This is a genomic window from Streptomyces sp. NPDC048415, assembly GCF_040651675.1.
In the GTDB taxonomy this organism is placed as follows: domain Bacteria; phylum Actinomycetota; class Actinomycetes; order Streptomycetales; family Streptomycetaceae; genus Streptomyces.
Window position 1 is genome coordinate 1 of record NZ_JBEZKJ010000003.1, and the last position, 15,811, is coordinate 15,811.

The 15,811-nt window shown below is 68.8% G+C and carries 12 protein-coding genes and 1 pseudogene; 10 read left to right on the forward strand and 3 right to left on the reverse strand.

Annotated elements, in window-relative coordinates:
* The 3 genes from AB0D27_RS03125 to AB0D27_RS03135 all read left to right on the forward strand — a co-directional run.
* Positions 1-870 (forward strand): CoA transferase (locus tag AB0D27_RS03125; RefSeq protein ID WP_362501431.1); only part of this gene is annotated, 870 nt, incomplete at its 5' end.
* A gap of 224 nt (positions 871-1,094) precedes the next feature.
* Entirely contained in the window at positions 1,095-3,389 is a 2,295-nt protein-coding gene (locus tag AB0D27_RS03130; RefSeq protein WP_362501433.1) for an FdhF/YdeP family oxidoreductase, read from the forward strand.
* Positions 3,390-3,518: 129 nt separating this feature from the next.
* Positions 3,519-4,070: a carbonic anhydrase gene (locus tag AB0D27_RS03135; RefSeq protein WP_362501435.1), complete on the forward strand. Its 552-nt coding sequence runs from the start codon at positions 3,519-3,521 to the stop codon at positions 4,068-4,070.
* Between the two features lie 16 nt (positions 4,071-4,086).
* Here AB0D27_RS03135 and AB0D27_RS03140 read toward each other — a convergent pair whose 3' ends face one another.
* Positions 4,087-4,779, reverse strand: coding sequence for a GntR family transcriptional regulator (locus AB0D27_RS03140; protein ID WP_362501437.1), 693 nt, complete (start codon positions 4,777-4,779; stop codon positions 4,087-4,089).
* A 211-nt stretch (positions 4,780-4,990) separates the two neighbouring features.
* On the opposite strand from AB0D27_RS03140, the gene AB0D27_RS03145 reads away from it, so the two are divergent.
* Complete coding sequence (locus AB0D27_RS03145) at positions 4,991-5,791, forward strand: acyl-CoA dehydrogenase family protein (protein ID WP_362501439.1); 801 nt, start codon at positions 4,991-4,993, stop codon at positions 5,789-5,791.
* A 26-nt stretch (positions 5,792-5,817) separates the two neighbouring features.
* On the opposite strand, the gene AB0D27_RS03150 is transcribed toward AB0D27_RS03145, so the two are convergent.
* A complete protein-coding gene (locus tag AB0D27_RS03150) occupies positions 5,818-6,507 on the reverse strand; it encodes a GntR family transcriptional regulator (RefSeq protein WP_362501441.1) in 690 nt (229 codons plus the stop codon).
* A 291-nt stretch (positions 6,508-6,798) separates the two neighbouring features.
* Between AB0D27_RS03150 and AB0D27_RS03155 the strand changes: the two genes are divergently transcribed.
* The 5 genes from AB0D27_RS03155 to AB0D27_RS03175 all read left to right on the forward strand — a co-directional run bounded on the left by AB0D27_RS03155 (position 6,799) and on the right by AB0D27_RS03175 (position 13,693).
* On the forward strand, positions 6,799-7,278 hold the full coding sequence (locus AB0D27_RS03155) for an NAD(P)H-dependent oxidoreductase subunit E (protein WP_362501443.1): 480 nt from the start codon (positions 6,799-6,801) through the stop codon (positions 7,276-7,278).
* Entirely contained in the window at positions 7,275-8,888 is a 1,614-nt protein-coding gene (locus AB0D27_RS03160; RefSeq protein ID WP_362501445.1) for an NADH-quinone oxidoreductase subunit NuoF, read from the forward strand. The genes AB0D27_RS03155 and AB0D27_RS03160 overlap by 4 nt, the downstream gene beginning before the upstream one ends.
* Positions 8,885-11,701 carry a formate dehydrogenase subunit alpha gene (fdhF, locus tag AB0D27_RS03165; RefSeq protein WP_362501447.1) on the forward strand — a complete coding sequence of 939 codons (2,817 nt, stop codon included), beginning with the start codon at positions 8,885-8,887 and terminating at the stop codon, positions 11,699-11,701. Before AB0D27_RS03160 ends, fdhF begins: the two co-directional genes overlap by 4 nt.
* 1 nt (position 11,702) lies before the next feature.
* The gene (locus AB0D27_RS03170) at positions 11,703-11,915 is read left to right on the forward strand and encodes a formate dehydrogenase subunit delta (protein WP_362501449.1); all 213 of its coding nucleotides are present in this window, start codon (positions 11,703-11,705) and stop codon (positions 11,913-11,915) included.
* A gap of 362 nt (positions 11,916-12,277) precedes the next feature.
* The gene (locus tag AB0D27_RS03175) at positions 12,278-13,693 is read left to right on the forward strand and encodes an OFA family MFS transporter (RefSeq protein WP_362501451.1); all 1,416 of its coding nucleotides are present in this window, start codon (positions 12,278-12,280) and stop codon (positions 13,691-13,693) included.
* On the opposite strand, the pseudogene AB0D27_RS03180 reads toward AB0D27_RS03175, so the two are convergent.
* Positions 13,590-14,216, reverse strand: a pseudogene (locus AB0D27_RS03180) (hypothetical protein); the annotation flags it as partial. The gene AB0D27_RS03175 and the pseudogene AB0D27_RS03180 overlap by 104 nt on opposite strands.
* A 524-nt stretch (positions 14,217-14,740) precedes the next feature.
* On the opposite strand from AB0D27_RS03180, the gene AB0D27_RS03185 reads away from it, so the two are divergent.
* The gene (locus AB0D27_RS03185; RefSeq protein WP_362501453.1) at positions 14,741-15,730 is read left to right on the forward strand and encodes a 2-dehydropantoate 2-reductase; all 990 of its coding nucleotides are present in this window, start codon (positions 14,741-14,743) and stop codon (positions 15,728-15,730) included.
* The last annotated feature ends 81 nt before the right edge of the window (positions 15,731-15,811 follow it).

Consider the following 15,811-nt stretch of genomic DNA (forward strand, 5'->3'; position numbering starts at 1 on the left):
GCCTCCATCAAGGGGTTCGGGGATGGCCCGTACACCAACTTCAAGGCGTACGAGGTCGTCGCGCAGGCCATGGGCGGGTCCATGTCGACCACCGGCTTCCAGGACGGGCCACCGCTGGCCACCGGGGCGCAGATCGGCGACTCCGGCACCGGCATGCACGCCGTCGCCGGCATCCTCGCCGCCCTGTTCCAACGCACCCACACCGGCCGCGGCCAGCGGGTGAATGTCGCTATGCAGCATGCCGTGCTCAACCTCTGCCGGGTGAAGCTGCGCGATCAGCAGCGGCTCGCACACGGCTCGCTCGCGGAGTTCCCGAATGAGGACTTCGGTGACGAGGTTCCCCGGTCCGGGAACGCGTCCGGCGGCGGGCAGCCCGGCTGGGCGGTCAGGTGCGCTCCGGGCGGTCCGAACGACTACGTGTACGTGATCGTCCAGCCCGTCGGCTGGAAACCGATCAGCGAGCTCATCGGCCGGCCCGAGCTCGCCGACGACCCGGACTGGGCCACCCCCGAAGCCCGCCTCCCCAAGCTGACCAAGATGTTCCAGCTCATCGAGGAATGGACGTCCACCCTCCCCAAGTGGCAGGTGCTGGAGAAGCTCAACGCCCACAACGTCCCCTGCGGGCCCATCCTCTCCACCAAGGAGATCATCGAGGACACCTCCCTCGCCGCCAACGAGATCGTCGTCGAGGTCGAGCACCCCGAGCGGGGGTCATACGTCACGGTCGGCAATCCGCTGAAACTGTCGGATTCCCTTGTCGAGATCGAGCGATCCCCGCTGCTCGGCGAACACAACGAAGAGATCTTCCTCGGCGAGCTCGGTATCTCCCACGATGAGTTGCCGATGCTCAAGGCGCAAGGAGTGATCTGACCGACGGCGGCGAGTGCCGCACCTCCGGTCCCTCGCGGGCGTGGCGTCAACCGCCGCGCCCGTACGGCTTCCGTTCCGCGCCCCGCTTGATAGGCGGCGTTTATCACCTGGAAGTTGTTCTGTCTTTGACTACCTCTCACGGCCTGTCCGAAGCTGATCTGCGAGCGGCCACGGCGCCGGATCCGTCGTACGCGCGGGAGCGGCAGAAAGGCACAGGCCAGATCATGAGCTTCATCGAAGACCCGGCGGAAGACGGTCTGGAGGTCACCCCGCCCAAGACCTGGGCGACCGGACTGCCCGCGGTGACGCACGCGATGCAGTACTCGCTCGGCCAGACATCGGTCCGGCGGACGGCGTTGACCCTGCTGAACATCAACCAGGTCAAGGGATTCGACTGCCCTGGCTGCGCTTGGCCGGAACCCGCGCCAGGTCATCGGGCGAAGAACGAGTACTGCGAGAACGGCGCGAAGCACATCAACGACGAGGCGACCTCGCGCCGGGTCACCGCCGACTTCTTCCGGACACACCGGATCTCGGAACTGGGGCAGAAGTCCGACTACTGGCTCAACCAGCAGGGCAGACTGACCGAACCCATGGTCAAGCGGCCCGGTTCGGACCACTACCAGCCGATCGGCTGGGATGAAGCGCTCGGTCTGCTCGCCGAGGAACTGGGTCGGCTCGACTCACCCGACGAAGCCCTCTTCTACACCTCGGGCCGGCTCAACAACGAGGCCGCCTTCCTTCTCCAGCTCTTCGCCCGGGCCTTCGGTACGAACAACCTGCCCGACTGCAGCAACATGTGCCACGAGTCCAGCGGCTTCGCGCTGCAGGAGACCCTGGGCATCGGCAAGGGCAGCGTGAGCCTGGACGACATCCACGACTGCGACCTCATCTTCGTGGTGGGCCAGAACCCGGGGACCAATCATCCGCGGATGCTCTCCGCCCTGGAGGAGACAAAGCGCAACGGCGGACACGTCGTCGCCGTGAACCCGCTGCCCGAGGCCGGGCTGATCCGGTTCAAGCATCCGCAGAAGGCCCGCGGAATCGTCGGGCGCGGCACCCCCATCGCCGACCAGTTCCTGCAGATCCGCCCCGGTGGCGACCTCGCGCTCTTCCAGGCGTTGAACCTGCTGTTGATCGAGGCCGAGGACGCCAGGCCGGGAACGGTGCTGGACCACGGATTCATCGACGCGTACACGACGGGGTTCGACGCATTCGTCGAGCAGGCCCGCAAGGCCTCCTGGGACGACATTCTCGACGCCACCGGGCTGACCCGCGAAGCGATCGAGGCCGTGGGCGAGCGGGTCCGGCAGAGCGAGAAGATCATCGTCTGCTGGGCGATGGGGCTGACGCAGCAGAAGCACGCCGTCCCCACCATCCGTGAGGTCGTCAACTTCCTCATGCTGCGCGGCAACATCGGCAGGCCCGGGGCGGGCGTCTGCCCGGTGCGCGGCCACAGCAATGTGCAGGGCGACAGGTCTATGGGCATCTGGGAACGGATGCCGCAGGGGTTCCTGGACGCCCTGGAGCGCGAGTTCGCCTTCACCGCCCCCACCGAGCACGGCCTGGACTCGGTGAACGCCATCCGGGCCATGCGCGACGGCGAAGCCAAGGTCTTCGTCGGAGTCGCGGGAAACTTCGTCCGGGCCACGCCCGACAGCGAGGTCACCGAACGGGCGATGCGGCGGTGCCGGCTCACCGCGCACATCTCCACCAAACTCAACCGCTCCCACACCGTCTGCGGTGAGACCGCGCTCATCCTGCCCACCTTGGGCCGCAGCGACCGGGACATCCAGGCGACTGGAGAGCAGTTCATCACCGTCGAGGACTCCATGAGCGAGGTGCACGCCTCTCGTGGCCGCCTGGATCCGGCCTCACCGCACCTGCTCAGCGAAGTGGCGATCATCTCGCGACTGGCCCGGCGGACCCTGGGCGAGAACCCGTCCATCCCCTGGGAGAAGTTCGAGGCGGACTACGGCACGATCCGGGACCGGATCTCCCGGGTCGTCCCGGGCTTCGAGGACTTCAACGCCCGGGTGGCCCGGCCGGGCGGCTTCCGGCTGCCCAACCCGGTGAACGAGGGGGTGTTCCCCACCCTGAGCGGCAAGGCCGTCTTCACCTGCAACGACTTCGAGATGCTGCGTGCACCCGCGGGCCATCTGCTGTTGCAGACCCTGCGCTCCCACGACCAGTGGAACACCGTCCCGTACGCCATGAACGATCGCTATCGAGGGATCCACAACGCCCGCCGGGTGGTGCTCGTGAACCCCGTCGATCTGGAGGCACTCGGGCTCACCGACCGCAGCGAGGTGGACCTGGTGAGCGTGTGGCGGGACGGTGTGGAACGCCGCGCGGAGAAGTTCCGGGTGGTCGCCTACCCCACCACTCCCGGTTCCGCCGCGGCCTACTACCCCGAGACCAACGTCCTGGTGCCGTTGGACAGCGTGGCCGACATCAGCAACACACCTACCTCGAAGGGCGTCGTAGTCCGGTTGGAGCCTGCCGTCGCCGTGGCCTGAGGCAGGGGAAAGCCCTGCACGGACTCTGGACAATGTGCCGAGCGAGAACCAGGATACTGACCACTCCATACTGTATGCATATCGGAGCGACCAGGCGATTCGAACTCGACCGGAGTGAGGTAGCCCAGCATGTCGACACCAGCACCCCGTTTCGTCCAGCCCACCCGCGGTGTTCCCGGCGGCGGGACCGTCATCGACCGGCTGGTGGAGGCCAACCGCGCCTACGCCGCCGGATTCGTCGACCCGGGCATGGGCGCCCGTCCGGTCCTGCGCGTCGCCGTCGTGGCCTGCATGGACGCCCGCCTCGACCTGCACGCCGCGCTCGGCCTGGAGCTGGGCGACTGCCACACCGTCCGCAACGCCGGCGGCGTGGTCACCGACGACACGATCCGCTCCCTGACGATCAGTCAGCGTGCTCTCGGCACCCGCAGCGTCATACTCATCCACCACACCGGCTGCGGTCTGCAGACCCTGACCGAGGACTTTCGGCACGAGCTGGAGATGGAGGTCGGGCAGCGGCCGGCGTGGGCGGTGGAGGCCTTCCGGGACGTCGACCAGGACGTACGGCAGTCGATGCAGCGGGTGCGTACCTCGCCGTTCCTGCCGCACACCGACGACGTCCGGGGCTTCGTCTTCGACGTGTCGACGGGGCTGCTGCGGGAGATCGACCCGCGGTCCTGAGCGCCCCGCCCCGTCGTCAGACGCTTGGGCCGGCCATCGCGGCGATCTGCTTGCAGTAGAAGTCGGTGGTGTTCGTGGTGTGCCGGCACATGAGCTCTTCCGCGCGGTCGGGGTCGCCGTCGGCGATGGCGTCGATGAGCTGGGCGTGCTCGCTCCAGGCGTCCCTGCCGCGGGGTCTGGCGATGGGCATGTAGTACCAGCGCACACGCCGGTCGACCTGGGGGATGAGTTCGGCGAGGACCGTGTTGCGGGAGAGGTGAGTGATGTGGCCATGGAGGGCGGCGTTGGCCTCGACGATGGCGCGCGCGTCGCCGGCCGCGAGGGCGGTGAGGCCGGTGTGCTGCAGCTGCCACAGCCGGGCGACATCGTGAGGGGTCGCGTGCTGGGCGGCGCCGCGTGCGGAGTGGGTTTCGAGGACGGCCCGGACGCTCAGGAGCTGGGCGCATTCCTCCGCGGTGGGGGAGTGGACGAAGGCGCCCTGGGCTGGGCGCAGGTCGACCCAGCCGGCGGTGTGGAGCCGCTGGAGGGCTTCGCGTATGGGCTGGCGGCTGACGCCGAGGTTCTCGGCGAGTTCGGCCTCGACGAGGTGCTGGCCGGGTTTGAGGGAGCCGTTGATGATCATTTCGGTCAGGGCGTCATAGACGGCCTGGCGCAGCGGGGCGGGCCGGATGATCGGGCCGCGGGCTGCCACGGTGGGTGTCTCGGGCATGGGGCCGTCTCCCTCATTGGACTGCTGACGCCAAACCAACCTTCGGGATACTGAGTTTAGTATGCAATAGCCACTGTGGCGTATGACCTGCGTTGCCAAGTTGCGGAAATTGCCTCCCCCCACCTCTGGCGCGCTCGAAGAGGATGCAGAATACTGTATGCAATCATCCCGCTGACAGCGGACCAGAAAGCGCTCCCGAGGGGGTCACCCCGTGTCGTACCGCCCCGCTCTCTCCGAAATCCTGACCAGTGTCATCGCTCCCTCCGCCGAAGTGACCGGCAAGGAGGGCAAGTTCCCCCGTGGCGCCGTGACGGCCCTCGGCCGCGCCGGGCTGCTGGGCCTCACCGCCTCCGCGAAGTTCGGTGGCGGCGGAATGGGTCTGCCGGATGCCGCCGACGTGGTGGCGCAGACCGCGCGTGTCTGCCCGGCGACCGCGGCCGTGCTCCAGTCGCACTATGCGGCGGTTGCCGTCATCGAGTCGTACGGCAGCCCCTGGATACGCGGCGAGATCGCCGCGGGACGTCACCTCAGCAGCCTCGCACTGGCGGAGGACGGCCCCGGCGAGCAGGGCGTGGAGGCTCAGCTTCGGGCGTCGTGCTCCACTGCCGCCCGCTCCGGTGACGTGGTCGCCCTGCGCGCCCGTAAACATCAGGTGGTGGCGGCTGGAGAAGCCGACAGTTACGTGTGGTCCTCGCGGCCGCTCACCACACTGGACGGCCTGACGCTCTGGGTGGTTCCGGCGCACGCCCCGGACCTGTTCGTCCCGGCCCGCCCCGGCGGCGGAGGGCCATATGGCAGTGCGACGTCGACGGTGTTCGCCGACCCGGTGCTGGTTCCCGCCGACGCGATGCTCGGAGGGGACGGCGGCGGGCTCGACATCGTGCTGCGCACCGTCCTGCCGTGGCTGCTCGAACTGCAGGCCGCCGTGGGCACCGACACCCGCCACCCCGCGGCCGCCGACGTGGCCCTCCGGTCTGCTCGGCGTCCGACCGATTCCCTCGCGCCGTCTTGACGTCGGCCTGGGGGCGCTCCGTTCGGTCAGCCCTGGTTCGCCCCGGCGGCGATCTGCTTGCGGTAGAAGTCGGTGGTGCGTTCGGTGTGCTTGCGCATGACCTCGCCGGCGCGGTCCGCGTCGCCCTTGGCGATGGCCTTGATGAGCTGGGCGTGCTCGTTCCAGGCTTCCTTGCCGCGGGGCTGGGCGATGGGCGTGTAGTACCAGCGAACCTTCTGGCCCACCTGTGAGATCAGTTCGGCCAGTACGGCATTGTCGGCCACCGAGGTGATGAAGGCGTGCAGGGTGGTGTTGGCGGCGACCAGGCGTTCGACGTCGCCCGCGGCGAGTGCGTCTACGCCTTCCTGCTGCAACTCCCAGAGGCGTTCAATGTCTTCGGGCTTCGCGTGCTGGGCGGCGAGCTGGGCCGAGTAGGTTTCCAGTACCGAGCGGACGCCGAGCAGTTGGGCGGCCTCTTCTTCGGTGGGGGAGTGGACGAAGGCGCCCTGAGCGGGGCGCAGGTCCACCCAGCCGGCGGTCTGCAGTCGTTGCAGGGCTTCGCGGACCGGCTGTCGGCTGACGCCGAGGTGCTCGGCGAGTTCGGCCTCGACCAGGTGCTGGCCGGGCTTGAGGGAGCCGCTGACGATCAGTTCGGTGAGGGCGTCGTACACGGCCTGGCGCAGTGGTGCCGGGCGAGTGACGCGCCGGGACGCTGCGGCCGTGAGTGCCTCGCGCATGGTTGCCCCGTTCTGCCACCGGGCCCGCGGGGCCGACGGCTCTGCCAAGTGGTGGCCGCCGAGACAGGTGCCGACGGCAGCCCCAGCATACAGGTTTTGGTATGCAAGATGGCGGGCGCTGTCGGGTATGGCCGCTGCTCGGCCAGGGGTCCCGTTGTCCTGCGCTCACACCCAGGATGGGCCCGGCCCAGGTTCTCCGATGCAGTTCTGTATACAGAAGCCTGTATGAGGTATTGTCTCAGTCTCCTGCAACCATCGCCGGGGACCCGCGTGACGGAAGGCGGAGCGATCATGACGACCAGCGGGAGTGACGTGACGGTCGAGAACGTGGTCCGGAGGGTGGTGGCCGGTCACCGGGATCAGCGCGGTTCATTGCTGCCTGTGCTGCACGCCGTCCAGGCCGAGTTGGGCCATGTGCCGCAAGAGGCGATTCCGGTACTCGCCGACGAGCTGAACCTCTCCCGGGCGGACGTCCACGGAGTGGTGACCTTCTACCACGACTTCCGCCGCGAGCCCGCGGGACGCACCACGGTGCGCATCTGCCGTGCCGAGGCATGCCAGGCCCTGGGGGCAGACAGCCTGGTGGGCTACGCCCGCGAGGCCGGACTGACCCTGGGCGAGACGACGGCGGACGGTTCGGTCACCGTCGAACAGGTCTTCTGCCTCGGCAACTGCGCTCTGGGGCCGTCGGTGGAGGCGAACGGTCGGCTGTACGGACGCGTGGGCCCGGCCCGGCTGGGTTCGATCCTCAACGGGACGGTCTCATCATGAACAACTCTTCGCACTCCGCGGCGACGGTCTACGTCCCCCGCGACTCGGCGGCCAGGTCCGTCGGCGCGGACGAGGTCGCGGACGCCCTGCAACATGCTGCCGCTCGCGGCGACTTCGCCATCGACGTCGTACGCAATGGATCGCGCGGCATGCTGTGGCTGGAGCCGATGGTCGAGGTCGTGACCCCGCGGGGCCGCGTCGGTTACGGGCCGGTGGCCCCCGAGGACGTGGAGGGTCTCCTCGCCGCGGGCATGCTCGACGGCGCGGACCATCCGCAGCGGCTCGGCGTCGTGGACGAACTGCCCTGGCTGGCCCGCCAGACGCGCGTCACCTTCGCCAGAGTCGGCGTGACCGACCCCCTGTCCACCGAGGACTATGTGGCGCACGGCGGTCTGGCCGGGCTGCGCGCGGCGCTGGAGCGAGAGCCCGCCGACGTGGTCACGGAGGTTACCGAGTCCGGACTGCGTGGCCGCGGCGGGGCGGGATTCCCGGCCGGTATCAAGTGGAAGACCGTGCTCGACTGCACCGACGAGCTGAAGTTCGTCTGTTGCAACGCCGACGAGGGCGACAGCGGGACCTTCGCCGACCGCATGGTCATGGAGGGCGACCCGTTCCTGCTCATCGAGGGCATGACGATCGCCGCGCACGCGGTCGGCGCGAGCGAGGGCTACCTCTACATCCGCTCGGAGTACCCGGACGCGGTGGCCACGATGCGCGCGGCGATCGGGCTCGCACGCGAGCACGGCTGGCTCGGCAAGGGCATCCTCGGCTCCACGCTCGACTTCGACCTGCATGTCCGCGTCGGCGCCGGCGCGTACATCTGCGGCGAGGAAACCTCCATGCTGGAGAGCCTGGAGGGCAAGCGCGGCATGGTACGCGCGAAGCCGCCGATCCCGGCGATCGAGGGCCTGTTCGGCAAACCGACCGTGGTGAACAACGTCCTCACGCTGGCGACCGTGCCCGTCGTCCTCGCCGACGGGGCGAAGGCGTACCAAGAGCTCGGCGTCGACCGGTCGCGCGGCACCCAGGTCTTCCAGCTCGGCGGAAACATCGCGCAGGGCGGCATCGTGGAGACGGCGTTCGGTGTCACGCTGCGCGAACTGGTCGAGGACTACGGCGGCGGGACGTTCTCCGGGCGTCCGGTACGCACGGTGCAGGTCGGCGGGCCGCTCGGCGCCTATCTGCCGACGTCGATGTTCGACCTGCCGATGGACTACGAGGCCTTCGCGGCGGCCGGAGCGATGGTCGGCCACGGCGGGATCGTGGTGTTCGACGACACCGTCGACCTGGCCGCCCAGGCCCGCTTCGCGATGGAGTTCTGCGCGGAGGAGTCCTGCGGCAAGTGCACACCGTGCCGGGTCGGTTCCGTGCGGGGCGTCGAGGTGATCGACAAGATCGTGGCCGGCACGCACCGGGACGAGAATCTCGCCCTGCTCGAGGACCTGTGCGACCTGATGACCGAGGGATCGCTGTGCGCGATGGGCGGGCTCACCCCCATGCCCGTACGCAGCGCCCTCACCCATTTCCCCGACGACTTCCTCGGCGGCCGTCGAAGCCTGGAGATCCAACCCGTACAAGCGACTGGCATGAGGACGGAGGGCACGGCATGACACTCCTCAAGGAACCCGACTTCGGCACCCCGGAAAGGCCCGGGCCGGCGACGGTGTCGGTGGAGGTGGACGGACTGCCGGTGACCGTCCCGGAGGGCACGTCGGTGATGCGCGCCGCCGCGCTGGCCGGGGTCGAGATACCCAAACTGTGTGCCACCGACAGCCTGGAGGCGTTCGGCTCCTGTCGGCTGTGCGTGGTGGAGATCGACGGCCGGCGGGGCACCCCGGCGTCCTGCACCACACCGGTGGCGGACGGGATGCGAGTGAGCACGCAGACGCCGAAGGTGGAGAAGCTCCGCCAGGGCGTCATGGAGCTCTACATCTCCGACCATCCGCTGGACTGCCTCACCTGCCCGGCCAACGGCGACTGCGAGCTGCAGGACATGGCCGGCGTGGTGGGGCTGCGGCAGGTCCGCTACGGCTACGAGGGCGAGAACCACCTCGACGCCGCGAAGGACACGTCCAACCCGTACTTCGACTTCGACCCCTCCAAGTGCATCGCCTGCTCCCGCTGCGTACGGGCCTGCGACGAGGTGCAGGGCACGTTCGCGCTGACCATCGAGGGGCGCGGCTTCGACTCCAAGGTCTCGCCGGGCGCCGGCGAGACCTTCATGGAATCCGAGTGCGTCTCCTGCGGATCCTGCGTGCAGGCCTGCCCGACCTCGACGCTGCAGGAGAAGTCGGTGGTCGAACTCGGCATGCCGACCCGCTCGGTGATCACCACCTGCGCGTACTGCGGGGTCGGCTGCTCGTTCAAGGCCGAGCTGCGCGGCGACGAGCTGGTGCGGATGGTGCCGTACAAGGACGGCGGGGCGAACGAGGGCCACTCCTGTGTGAAGGGCCGCTTCGCCTTCGGCTACGCGACGCACCCCGACCGCGTGCTCAAGCCCATGGTCCGCGAGAAGATCACCGATCCGTGGCGCGAGGTCGAGTGGGACGAGGCGATCGGCACGGTCGCCCGGAGGATGCGCGAGCTCCAGGGCCTGTACGGTTCGAGTTCGGTCGGCGCCATCACCTCCTCGCGGTGCACGAACGAAGAGGTCTACGTCGTACAGAAGATGGTGCGCGCGGCCTTCGGCAACAACAACGTCGACACCTGCGCCCGGGTCTGCCACTCCCCGACGGGATACGGGCTCAAGCAGACCTTCGGTGAGTCCGCCGGCACCCAGGACTTCCGCTCGGTGGCCGAGGCCGATGTGATCATGGTCATCGGGGCGAACCCGACGGACGGGCACCCGGTGTTCGCGTCGCGGATGAAGCGCCGGCTGCGCGAGGGCGCGAAGCTCATCGTGGTCGACCCGCGCCGCATCGACCTGGTGCGCTCGCCGCACATCGAGGCGCAGCACCACCTCCAGCTCAGGCCGAGCACCAACGTCGCCGTGGTCAACGCCATGGCGCACGTGGTGGTCACCGAGGGCCTGGTCGACCGGTCCTTCGTGGACCAGCGGTGCGAGGGGTTCGACGAGTGGGCGGAGTTCATCGCGCGCCCGGAGAACAGCCCGGAGGCGGTCGAGCCGATCACCGGGGTGCCGGCCGATGAGCTGCGGGCCGCCGCCAGGCTGTACGCGGAGGCACCCAACGGGGCCATCTACTACGGCCTCGGCGTCACGGAGCACAGCCAGGGCTCGACCATGGTCATGGGTATGGCCAACCTGGCGATGGCGTGCGGCAACATCGGCCGTGACGGCGTCGGCGTGAACCCGCTGCGCGGTCAGAACAACGTGCAGGGCTCCTGCGACATGGGTTCGTTCCCGCACGAGCTGCCCGGCTACCGGCACGTCTCCGACGACGCCGTGCGCACCGTGTTCGAGAACCTCTGGGGCGGCACGATCCTCGCCGAGCCCGGACTCCGGATCCCGAACATGTTCGACGCGGCGATCGACGGGAGCTTCCGCGGGCTGTTCGTCCACGGCGAGGACATCGCCCAGTCCGACCCGAACCTCAAGCACGTCACCGCCGCGCTCGAGGCCATGGAACTGGTGGTCGTGCAGGATCTGTTCCTCAATGAGACGGCCAAGTTCGCGCACGTCTTCCTGCCCGGCGCCTCCTTCCTGGAGAAGGACGGCACGTTCACGAACGCCGAACGCAGGATCAACCGGGTGCGCGCGGTGATGAAGCCGAAGACGGGCAAGCACGAGTGGCAGATAGTCAGCGAGATCGCCACCGCCATGGGCTATCCGATGTCCTATGACCACCCGAGCCAGATCATGGACGAGATCGCTTCGGTCACGCCGACCTTCACCGGTGTGTCCTTCGACGTGCTGGACAAGCTCGGCAGCGTCCAATGGCCGTGCAACGAGTCGGCTCCGGAAGGAACGCCGATCATGCACGTGGACGAGTTCGTCCGGGGCAAGGGCAAGTTCGTGGTCACCTCCTTCGTGCCGACGAACGAGCGCAGCACCCGGCGCTTCCCGCTGGTCCTGACCACGGGGCGGATCCTCAGTCAGTACAACGTCGGGGCGCAGACCCGCCGTACCGGCAACGTCGCCTGGCATCCCGAGGACATCCTGGAGCTGCATCCGCACGACGCCGAGGTACGCGGCATCACCGACGGCGACATGGTGACGCTGGCCAGCCGCGTCGGGCAGACGACGCTGCGTGCGGAGATCTCCGACCGGATGCCGACCGGGGTCGTATACACCACGTTCCACCACCCCGTGACCGGTGCCAACGTGGTGACCACGGAGAACTCCGACTGGGCGACCAATTGCCCGGAGTACAAGGTGACCGCCGTGCAGGTCGGGCTCGCACGCCCGCTCCAGCACAGCGCAGCGGAGCCGGCGCAGGACGACCTGGTCACGGTGGTGGACTGAGATGGCAGGCGCCGTGCCACCGGAACGCCGGATGGCGAACGACATCGCCGCCAACCTCGGACACCTGCCAGGTGGGCAGGCCGCCGAGGCGGTCGCGGGACATATCGGCAGGTTCTGGGACCCGCGCATGCGTACCCGGCTGTACGAGTACGTGGACGCCGGAGCGGACGGCCTTGACCCCTTGGTGGTCGCCGCCGTGAAGCTCCTGCGCTGACCTGCGGCTTTGCCCGGGCTCCGGTCCGGATCACGAGCGGAAACACGGAAGTGCCTTCTGCACTGCGCCGCCGAGGCTTGTCACGTCTCGGTGGCCGGAGCAGGAGGCACTTCCTCATGCGTACGTCGGCGGGTAATGCACTAGTCAATCTTCCTGACATCCTCTGGACATCCAGTTTCGCTGCTACATACCGTCCCCCCATACCGTATGCAATCTCCAGAGCTGGAGAGTGGGGCCCGCCTCACCGCCTACGTGCTGTCACGTCCGGGTTGCCGCCCTGGACCCGCACCACCCCCCCACCGCATGAAGAGCAAGGCACAGGGAGCGCACGCCACACTCTTTTCACGCAAGGGAAGACATACATGTCAGCAATACCCCAGGTGCCTTCCGTTCCCTACCGGGAAGTCACCGACGTGAACGGCCGCGTGTACCGCATTGGAGAGAGCGATCGGTCCATCCTGGGAAGGCCTCGTGCCTGGATGGTCTGGCTCCCGTGGTTCGCGATGATGGGTGTCAGTGTCTTCGAGTACGGCTACAGCTCCGCCGAGTCGACGCTGGAAAGCGTGCACGGCTGGACACTCACGGAGGCGTTCTGGATCGCCAGTATCTGGGCGGTCTTCCAGGCGGGGGTGGCCTTTCCCGCCGGCCGGCTGCGAGAGAAGGGAATCGTGTCGGCCAGGAGCGCCATGCTCACCGGCGCGCTTCTCTCCGGCCTGGGCATGGCATCCCTCGCCCACTTCGGGAACCCAGCCCTCGTGATCATCGGCTATTCGGTGCTGGGCGGAACCGGCTCGGGCCTGGTGTACGCGACCTGTATCAACATGGTCGGCAAGTGGTATCCGGACAACAAGGGCGCCCGCACCGGCTTCGTCAACGGCGGTTTCGCGTACGGAACCCTTCCGTTCATCTTCGTCTTCAGCTACTGGTTCCACCCCGGCAACTTCAAGCTGGTGCTCGACCTGATCGCGCTGTTCATGGTGGGCACCGTGGCCGTCTGCGGCATGTTCTTCAAGGACCCGCCGAAGAGCTGGTGGCCGCACGACGTGGACCCGCTGAACCGGGGTACGGCCGAGGACTCGGCGCGGGTCGCCAAGCGGCTGGCGAAGAACCCGCCGGCGAAGCGCCAGTTCACCCCGATGGAGGCGATCCGGACCGGGCAGCTGCCGCTGATGTGGTTCGCCCTGGTGTGCATCGGCGGGGTGTCGCTCTTCGGGATCAACTTCCAGGTGCCGTTCGCCAAGAGCCTGGGCTTCGGGCCGCTGGTGGCCGCGTCCTCGGCAGGTGTGCTCGCCGTGGTCAACGGCGTCGGCCGAGCGGCCGTGGGCTGGCTGTCCGACACCCTCGGGCGGCGGCAGACGCTGACCCTGGTGCTGCTGGTGGCGGGCGTCGCGCAGTTCGGCGTCCTGTGGTCCGGGCAGGCCCACAACGAACCCCTCTTCCTCTTCTTCGCCTTCCTCAACGGATTCGGCGGCGGCGCCTTCTACCCCCTGTTCGCGGCGCTCGTACCGGACTACTTCGGGGAGAACAACAACGCGCAGAACTACGGCCTCGTCTACAGCGCCAAGCTGGTCGGCGGCGTGGGCGGCGGCGGGCTGGCCGCCTCGGTGATCAGCGCCTGGGGCTACACGGGCGGTTACACCCTGGCCGGAGGCATCGCCTTCCTCTCGGCGGCGATCACGATGCTGCTGCGACAGCCCGGCCGTGAGAGCGGGGAACGGGGCGCCGAGCACAAGAACGGCGGCCAACTGACGCCGGCCCGCGCCGATGTGACCGGCTGAGCGGTCCTGCACCGCGAGGCACCTGTCGGGGTGCCCACATAAGGCGTGCGCGGGCGACGGGATCCGGGCTCGGTTCAGCGGCAGTTCCGCGCCGGGTCGTCCGTGGCACGTGGCGAGGCCGGTCGGTGGGATGCGCTCCCTGCTCCGACCGGCCTCGCCCATCTCTTCTGAGCGACACACCCCCTTGCAGTCGCGCCACCCGCCGATCACGCACATGGGGCGCTCGGGGGGACGAAGGACGGGTCGTCCAGGCAGGAGCCCGCCTTCTTGCCCCCCATCGCGGCCCGCCACCGTTGACCATGCGCTGGTCGGACGCGCCTGAGCGCAGTGCCGTGCGCTGGTCGGACTCCTCGCGCGCGAAGAGGCAGGTGCGGAGCCGGCCGTCGGCGGTGAGCCGGGTGCGGTCGCAGGCCGCGCAGCACGGGCGGTGACCGAGGTGATCACGCCCGACCCGGGCGAGGCCGCCGTCGACGAGCCGGCGCTCGGCCGGGGCGGAGCGCGTACGGAGGAGGGCTCGGGGGTGAACGTGAAGCGGGCGGAGATTTTTCTCGAGTACCTCGGCGGCGCTGACGGATTTTCTCGAGTGTCTCGACGGCGCTGACCAACTCGCCGCGCTTCCAGCCGTGACTGCTGCCCGGCCTGTTCCTCTTCAGTGAGGGGCGCGGGCGCAGCCGCCCTCTCTGGAGGCCTGGATGCCCAGGTCCAGCGACTTGGCGCCGAGCGACCGCATCCGCTCGGCGACCTCGGGCCTGACGTCGAAACCCGTGCTGCGGGCGCCCGCCGCTTCGCGGTGGCGAGCGCCTGAGGCCCGGCCACACCCACGCCGAGGACCAGGGGGTTTGCCGGCTTCACCGCGTTGGCGCCCGTGCTGAGCATCGGGAAGAAGCGGGTGGATCGCTCGGCGGCCGCAGCACCGCCTTGTAGCCGGCCAACAGCGCCGGCCAGCGTGGGCAGGGTGGGCCCTGATGCGGCCAGGCATGACGAGGGTGTTCCCAGCAGCGAGGATACTGCATACAGTATTCATTACGTCCCTCGAGAGGAGTCACCGTGAAAATTGCAGTCCTGGGAGCCGGTGCGATCGGCGCCTATGTCGGAGCGGCACTGCACCGTGGTGGCGCAGACGTCCACCTGGTCGCCCGAGGTGAGCATCTGCGGGCGATACGTGCTCACGGGGTGCGGGTCAACAGCCCGCGGGGTGACTTCGTGGCCCGCCCCCACGCCACGGACGACCCGGCCGAGATCGGCCCTGTGGACTACGTGTTCCTGGGGCTGAAGGCGCACTCCTACCCGTCCAGCGGCTCGCTGGTCGCCCCGCTGCTCGGTGAGCGGACAGCGGTGGTCGCCGGGCAGAACGGGATTCCCTGGTGGTACTTCCACAAGCTGGCCGGTCCCTACGAGGGTCGGCAGATCGAGGCGGTCGACCCCGGCGGCGCCACCAGCAAGGTCCTGCCACCGGAACGGGCGATCGGCTGTGTGGTCTATCCCGCCACGGTCATCGAGGCCCCCGGTGTCATCCGGCACATCGAAGGCACGAGGTTCTCCATCGGGGAGCCCGCGGGCGGAATCTCCGACCGGTGTACGGCTCTGAGCCAGGCCATGATCGCGGGCGGGCTGAAGTGCCCGGTGGAGCCGAATCTGCGCGACGACATCTGGATCAAGTTGATGGGCAATGTCGCGTTCAATCCGATCAGTGCGCTCACCCGCGCGACGATGGTCGACATCTGCCGGCATCCGCCCACGCGGCGGCTGGTCACCCAACTCATGGAGGAGACCCTCGACATCGCGACCAGGGTCGGCAGCAATCCGGACATCTCGATCGAGAAGCGGCTGAGAGGCGCGGAGGGGGTGGGACACCACAAGACATCGATGCTGCAGGATCTCGAGGCCGGCAAGCAGCTGGAACTCGACGCCATCGTGACGGCCGTCGTGGAGATGGCCGACATCTCAGGCGCCGACGCGCCCACGCTGCGCGCGGTGCACGCCGCCACCGATCTGTTGGCGCGACAGAGCACCGCGGGCTCGGGCGCGGCGCGGTAGGCGTCGCAGCACTGTCGCAGGTCACCGTGCCGGCTCATGGACGCCGGCACGAAGATCGCAGCCGCTGCCCTCGGTAAGCTG